At 68.2% G+C, this 7,134-nt stretch carries 7 protein-coding genes; 2 read left to right on the forward strand and 5 right to left on the reverse strand.

The genetic code is table 11. From position 1 onward, the window contains the following. The first annotated feature begins 17 nt into the window (after positions 1-17). Both AB0I34_RS15900 and AB0I34_RS15905 read left to right on the forward strand, forming a co-directional pair. Positions 18-728 (forward strand): helix-turn-helix domain-containing protein, encoded by a 711-nt coding sequence (locus AB0I34_RS15900; RefSeq protein ID WP_360445537.1) that lies wholly within the window; start codon positions 18-20, stop codon positions 726-728. Between the two features lie 28 nt (positions 729-756). Further along, positions 757-1,791, forward strand: a complete 1,035-nt coding sequence (locus AB0I34_RS15905; protein ID WP_360445539.1) for an aminoglycoside phosphotransferase — start codon at positions 757-759, stop codon at positions 1,789-1,791. Here the strand turns inward: AB0I34_RS15905 and AB0I34_RS15910 are convergent. The 5 genes from AB0I34_RS15910 to AB0I34_RS15930 all read right to left on the reverse strand — a co-directional run. Beyond that, the gene (locus AB0I34_RS15910) at positions 1,772-3,703 is read right to left on the reverse strand and encodes a hypothetical protein (protein WP_360445541.1); all 1,932 of its coding nucleotides are present in this window, start codon (positions 3,701-3,703) and stop codon (positions 1,772-1,774) included. The two genes, AB0I34_RS15905 and AB0I34_RS15910, sit on opposite strands and share 20 nt — an antisense overlap. Beyond that, positions 3,700-4,758, reverse strand: a complete 1,059-nt coding sequence (locus AB0I34_RS15915) for a glycosidase (RefSeq protein ID WP_360445543.1) — start codon at positions 4,756-4,758, stop codon at positions 3,700-3,702. The genes AB0I34_RS15910 and AB0I34_RS15915 overlap by 4 nt, the downstream gene beginning before the upstream one ends. Positions 4,759-4,775: 17 nt before the next feature. Then, positions 4,776-5,591 carry a carbohydrate ABC transporter permease gene (locus AB0I34_RS15920; RefSeq protein WP_360445545.1) on the reverse strand — a complete coding sequence of 272 codons (816 nt, stop codon included), beginning with the start codon at positions 5,589-5,591 and terminating at the stop codon, positions 4,776-4,778. Further along, positions 5,591-6,484, reverse strand: a complete 894-nt coding sequence (locus AB0I34_RS15925) for a sugar ABC transporter permease (protein ID WP_360445547.1) — start codon at positions 6,482-6,484, stop codon at positions 5,591-5,593. Before AB0I34_RS15925 ends, AB0I34_RS15920 begins: the two co-directional genes overlap by 1 nt. Beyond that, positions 6,481-7,134: extracellular solute-binding protein (locus AB0I34_RS15930; protein WP_360445549.1), on the reverse strand; the 654-nt coding region annotated here is incomplete at its 5' end. The genes AB0I34_RS15930 and AB0I34_RS15925, both read right to left, overlap by 4 nt.

Genomic DNA, 7,134 nt, shown 5'->3' on the forward strand with positions numbered 1-7,134 from the left:
CGTTGCAGACTGGTGGGGTGAGTGAGCTTGGTGAGCCGTACCGGGAGCGTCCTGCGCTGCTGCCCGGGGCTGCCTTGTGGACCCGGACGGCAGCGGGTGGCGAGTACCGGATTCTGCCCGACGGCTGCATGGACCTGTTGTTCATGAATGACGACTTGGTCGTGTCCGGGCCGGACAGTCGCGCTTACACCGGTATCGCGGACGCCGGGACGAGGTATGCGGGGATCCGGTTCTCACCCGGAGCCGCGCCGGACTTCTTCGGCGTACCCGCAAGGGAACTGCTCAACGAGCGGGTCCCGCTCCGCGAGCTCTGGTCGCCTGCGCGAAGCCGGCGCATGCTGGACCAGGTGCGGTCGGCGCCCGCGCCCGCCCTTGCGCTGGACCAGGCGGTCGCGAGTCTGGCGGAGGAGCCGCCGGACCGACTGATCACGCACGTACTGCGGAGCATCCGCGCCGGAATGCTGCGCGGTGGAGCCGGCGTCATCAGCCTCGCGAGCAGCGTCGGCCTGAGCGAGCGCCAGCTGCACAGGCGCTGCCTGAACGCGTTCGGCTACGGGCCGAAGATGCTCGACCGGGTCCTGCGCATGAACGTCGCCCTCGACCACGCCCGCACCGGTGCCGCCCTCGCCGACGTCGCCGCCCTGCATGGGTACGCCGACCAGGCTCACCTCAGCCGCGACGTGAAGGCACTGACCGGCCTCCCACCGGGAACTCTTCTGCTGCGCTGAGCCGGATGGCGTGTCAGCATTGCTGTTCATGACCGCTGACGCCGATGTCAGAACGACGACATTGCGGCACAACCCCTTGAACGCGGTGACGGCGACGGTCGAGCGCCTCACCTATCCCGACGGCAGCACCGTGATCCGCAAGCAACTGCGGAAACCGGTCCAGTCGACCGGCCCCTGGGCCGCATCCACCGATCCGCGGCACTGGAACTACTGGCGCCGCGAGCTCGAGGTGTACGCCGACGACGAACTCCGCAAGCAGGTCGCCGATGCCGGCCTGGTGTTACCGGCCGCGCAGATCGCCGAGCACGACGACCACGCCGTACTGATGCTCGAGGACATCGGCGGCACGCCCGGGACCGAGTTCAGCCTGGCCGAGCACGCCGCGCTGGCACGGGCCTGCGGGCGGTGGCAGGCGCGACCCGCCGCCGGGCGACCGTGGACCTCGACCGGCTTTCTGCGCGACTACTCGACGAGTCGCGACGTGCCGTGGCATCTGGCCGACGATGACGCGGCCTGGCAGCAGCCGTTGATCGCCGAGACCTGGCCGCCGGGACTGCGGTCGGCGTGGCTGCACCTGCTCACGCACCGCGACGATCTGCTCGACCTGGTCGCGGGCCTGCCGCGGGCGCGCTGTCACCTCGACCTGTGGGTGTGCAACGTGATTCAGCGGCCGACCGGCGAGATCGCCTTGCTGGACTGGGCGTTCACCGGCGACGGCGCCCTCGGCGAGGACATCGGCAACCACATCCCGGACGCGGTCTTCGACCTGTTCTGGCCGGCTGAACGGATGCGCGAACTGGCCGAGACCTGCATCGGCAACTACCTCGACGGCTTGCACGAGGCCGGCTGGCGAGGGGACCCCGACCAGGTCCGCCTCGCCGTGATGGCCTCAGGCGTCAAGTACGCCTGGTTCCTCCCGGGCCTGCTGGGCCGCGCCTCCGCCGCATCCCACAACGCCTACCACCAGCAGACCGACAGCCGGCGCCTCTACCACCAGCGCGGTCAGGCCCTCGCCTTCGTCGCAGCCTGGTGTGCCGAGGCTCTTACCCGAGGACGACGGTGAAGCCACCGGGCTGCACCGAAACGTGGGATGGCGTGCCCTGCGAGTGCAGCTTGCCCGTCGACGTGTACGAGTAGGCGATTCTGCCTGTCGCGTTGACCTTACGGGGGTGCGAGTCGACGCTGGTCAGCAACGTGGCGGTCCCCAGCCGGAGAGTGCTGATGCTGGGGATCAGGAGGAGTGCGTCCACCTGGGCCGGTCCGGTGGCTGAGGCGGCGAGCTGGGTCGCATTCGGCGGGAGCGGCGTGGCCAACGTCATCGGCAGCAGAGCGCCCGGGGCGGCGGAGATGCCTTGTGGGCCGCCCGCCCCGTGGTCGATGGTGCCGAGCCGCCGGGAGCCACTGGTCCACGTGGTGTGACCCGCGTCCGGGGTGTCGACGAGGTTCACGATCGGGAGCACCAGGCGTGCCTGAGACGACGACGGCAGGGTCCACTGCGCCGACGTACCGGCAGCCAATGAGAGGTAGGAACCGTTGCTCCATTGGGATTCGCCGGTCCAGGCGGATGGCGGGGTGACCACCTCACCACCGGTGGCGGCCTCTGCTTCGACAACCTTCAGTCCGTCGTACGTCGGGGTTGCGCTGCCCAACTGCTGTGCGAGCTGCGCGACGGCCGGTGATGCGTCGAGTGCGAGCATCGAGAGCTGGCCGTGGATGGTGGACTCGGCTCCCGAGTTGCGGTTGACCACGCCGTCACCGGCCAGACCGTCGTACGTGCGGCCGGTGGTCGCGTCGTACATCGGGGTGCCGGCACGGTTGGCGCCGAAGTACCAGGCCGCGACGAAGGAGGCGATCTGCCTGAGGCCAGGGAGGCCGACCGCCAGCAGGCCTTGCAGCCGGGCGTCGACGCCGTACGCGATCTGCGTACGGTCGATCGGCGCAGGGAGCCAGCCGTTGTCGGGACCGCCGGCCGTGATGAGCAGCGGTGTGAAGCCGGCGGTGTCGCCGATGGCTGGGTCGAGCAGGCGGCGGGACTCGAGCGCTGACGAGGCAGCGGCGAGCGCGGACGGCATCTGGGCACCCCACGCGTGCCAGTCCGAGATCGACTCGCCCCACGGCATCAGTGCGCGGAACGGCCACTGCGTCGTCGAGCCGGCGCTCATCGCGGCAACACCTTCGGCGAACTGCGTCAGCGCACGACGTGCCCGCGCCGACCCGCCGGCCCGGACGTACGCCGACAACCCGAGAACCGCCTCGGACGTCGCGTCGGCGCCGTTCACGATCAGCCAAGCGGGGAGACGACGACCGTCGACGATGTTCCACTGGCCGTAGCGCACCAGCACCTGCCGCTCCAGCGCTGCGACCGCCAACTCGAGCCGGTCCTTCAGGAAATCGGCGAAGCCACGGTCCAGTCGCCGGAAGACGGCGTACCCCTCCCCCAGCGCCCACACGGTCCGGGCCAGCCAGTACGACGGGCCGGAGTCGGAGGGGTCGGGGAGCTCGACCGGGTCGGCGCTGGGGTTCAGCGTCCCGTCCGGCTGCATCCACAGAACGACGTTCCCGTTCGTGGACTGGAGATAGGTGAGGCCTCGGAGGAGGTCGCGGGCAGCGTTCCGGGAGGCGGCGTCACCGAACTGCTGGTAGTGCCGTAGGTAGACGACTGTGGCTCGGGCGATGTCGTCCGCGTTGTACGCGCCCTGCCCGTAGGTGTTGGTGGCGGCGTCGTACGTGCCACCGCCGATGCGCTTGTACGAGCCGTCGGACTGACGGTCCGCATAGGTCCACAGCACCCCGATCGGGCCGGAGCCGAAGGTGCTGTGGCCGGCAACAGCAGGTGGTGTCACCGACGTACGGAGGAAGTCGAGATGGGCGAGGTTGCTCAGCTTGTTGCTGGAAGCAACAGCCGGCAGCGTGACGGTGGAAGCGGCGGTCAGAGCGAGCGCTCCGCCGAGGACGGTTCGGCGGGTCGGGGTCATGGCAGGCGATCCAGCCGGGCGACCCCGATGGCCGCGTCGGCCATCCCGTAGAAGACGTACCGCACTCCGTCCACCTCCTCGATGGCGGTCGGGAACACCACGTTCCCGACCGTTCCGACCTTCTCCTCCTCGGTCTCCGGCACGAGGATCGGTTCCTCGGTCCGGGCGATCACCTTGGTCACGTCGTTCGGGTCGAGCAGCAGCGCACCGGCCGCGTAGCAGACCTTCTGCGTCGTCGGGTCGAAGCCCTCCGGCTGCTCACCGGTGACGCCGTGGTGGATCACCAGCCAGCCCTCGGGCACCCGCAGCGGCGCCGGCCCGGCCCCGATCTTCAGCTCCTCGAACGGGTACTCCGACATCGCCAGCAGCCGGTGCTGACGCAGGTGGACGAGGTTGCGGACGTCCTCCTGCACCGCCGACACCGGCACGAAGGACACCCAGATGCCCGGCCGGTCGTCGGTCACCCCGGCGGGCAGATGCACGCCCTCGCCCTCACGGAACCAGCCCAGGTCCCACATCGGCCGATGCAACATCGCGTACGACGGTTCGCCGTCCGGGCCGGCCACGGGTTCGGGGAAGAACACCGTGTCCTTGTTCGGGAACAGATTCAGGTCGGTGTCCAGGTCGGGCTGGTACTCGAAGTGCAGCGGACCCAGCCGCCGCCACTCACGGAGATCCGACGACACCGCCAGAGCCGGCTTCGGACCGAGCGGACCATAGGCGACGTACGTCATCACGTGCAGGCCGAGCGACGGGACGAAGGTCACCCGCGGGTCCTCGACGCCGGCGTTGTTCAGCCCTCGCTCCCAGCCCTCGTCCGGCGCGAGGACGACACCCTCGCGCTCGACACCGACAGGTACTCCGTCCTTGACCTCGACCCTGGCCAGGCCGACGCGGGATACGTTGCCCGTAGCAACCAGTCGCGGCAGCAGGTAGAGCTGCCCGTCCGGTGTGTGGCCGGTGGCGGGATTCAGGACGCCCTCGGCCTCCAGCTCGTTGCCCGGGTCGGCCGTCATCAGTACGCCGACCCGAGTGAGCGTGTAAGGAACAGTCACCACAAAACCTTTCAGGATTAGCCTTTGACCCCGGACGAGATGTTCGTCGAGATGAAACGGCGCTGGAAGATCAGGAACAGTGCCACCGCGGGCGCGGCCAGCACACACGCCCCCGCGAGTACGGCGCCGAACGGGTTCGCCGCCCGCGCCGACACAGTGGTCAGATAGTTCGACAGTGAGACCGCCAGCGGTTGCAGGTCCTGCTGCTTGGTGATCAGGAACGGCCAGAGGAACTCGTTCCACGGGCCGATGAACGTCAGCAGCACGCCGGTCAGCAGGGCGGGCTTCACCAGTGGTACGGCGATCCGCCACAGGATGCTGAGCTCGGACGCACCGTCGATCCGGGCCGCGTCGAAGAGTTCGGCCGGCAACTGCAGGAAGTACTGCCGGAACACGAACACCGCGGTCGAGTTGATCAGGAACGGCAGGATCATGCCGCCGTAGGAGTCCGCCAGCCCGTAGCTGCGCACGATCAGCACGTACAGCGGGATCGTCAGCAACTGGAACGGCACGACCTGGATCAGCAGCATCAGGTTGAACACCAGCCCCCGGCCGCGGAACTGCAACCGGGCCAGGGCGTAGCCCGCCAGCACACCGAAGACCAGCGTCCCCAGGATCACCCCGCCGGTGAAGATGCCGGAGTTGACCAACGACTTCCCGAGGTTGATCGCCTTGTTGATCTCGCTGTAGTTGTGCAGGGTCACGTTCCCGGTCGGGATCGACCCGGCGACGGACGGATCCGGCTCGGCCTGCAGGCTGCCGATCAGCATGTAGTAGAAGGGGAACAGGAACACGAAGGCTCCCAGCAGCAAGGCGACGAACCGAACCTTCATCACTCCTCCCTCCCCACGAAGCGCCGTTCGAGCAGAGCGATGATGAGGACGCCGATCACCAGCAGCACGCCGATCGCGGAGCCGACATCCGGATTGCCCTGTTCGATCCCGCGTTGATACATGATCAGCACCGGCGACGCGGACGCGCCGTCCGGTCCGCCACCGCCGGTCAGCAGATAGGGCTCGGTGAACAGGTTCGCCCCGGTCACCGTGGCCACGAGGACGACGAGTGTGGTCGCCGGCCGTACGCCGGGCACGGTGACGTTGAGGAACGACTTCCAGCGCCCGGCGCCGTCCATCGACGCCGCCTCGTAGAGATCCTTCGAGACGTTCTGCAACGCGGCCAGATACAGCAGGATGAAGAACCCGAGCTGTTTCCAGGTCACGTAGACCGCGATCGTCGGCATGGCCAGCTTCGAGTTCACCAGCCAGGACGGGTCCGGCGCGAGCGGGCCGAGGATGGAGTTGACCAACCCGTTCGAGTTGAACAGAAACAGCCACACCCCGACCACGGCGACGCTCGCAGTCACGTACGGCACGTAGTAGCTGACGCGGAAGAACGTCCGCCACCGGATCGCCGAGTTCAGCGCGGTCGACAGCCCCAGCGACAGTACGACGGTCAGCGGCACGTTGATCACGAGGAAGATCAGCACGTTCACGAACGACCGCTGGACGGCCGGGTCCGTCAGCACCGTGACGTAGTTTTCGAACCCGACGAACGGCCGGTCCACGATCGCGCCCGGCGCCGTGAAGAAGTAGTCGTGGAACGACATGTACACCGCGAACCCGAGCGGGTAGGCGAACACCGCGGCCAGGAACACGACGTACGGCGTGACGAACACCGTGCCGACCGGGTGCTCACCCAGGATCCGGGTGACCGAACCTCGTCTCATGACTGTTTGGCGAGTTCGTCGACCTTCTGGGCTGCGCCGTCGAGGGCCTCGTTCGGGTCCTGCTGGCCGAAGATGACCGACTTGGAGTAGGCGTCGCGGAAGGTCTGCCAGATGGTGATCGAGTTCGCCACGTTCGGCACCTCGACCGTGCGGGCGGCCTGGTCGGCGAACACCTTGTAGTCAGGGTTCTTCGCGAAGTAGTCCGGGTACACGGTCGCGACGTCCTTGCGCAGCGGCATCTGCCCGGTCGCGGTCAGGAACTTGCCGTCCTGCTCCTGGCTGGTGGCGAACTTCAGCACGTCCCACGCCGTACCACGGTTCTTGCAGGCCGAGTACATCGCGACGTTCTTCGCGTCGCTGAAGGTGTGGATCTCGTTGGCCGGCTTGCCGCTCGAGGTCGGCACCGGGACGACACCCCAGTCGACCTTGCCCTTGTACGTCGCGATCGCCCACGGACCGACCACGGCCATCGCGGCGGTGCCGTCGACGAACGCGTCACCGGTGTACTTCTCCTGCGAGGCGAGCTTGTCGGCGTACATGGTCCGCCAGAACGCCGCGACCTTCTTGCCCTCGTCGGAGTTGAACTGCGCCTTGCCGTCCTCCACCAACTGCTTACCGCCGCTCTCGGCCGCGAACAGCGGGTAGAAGTC

The sequence above is a fragment of the Kribbella sp. NPDC050281 genome (genome assembly GCF_040655855.1).
Classification (GTDB): Bacteria; Actinomycetota; Actinomycetes; order Propionibacteriales; family Kribbellaceae; genus Kribbella.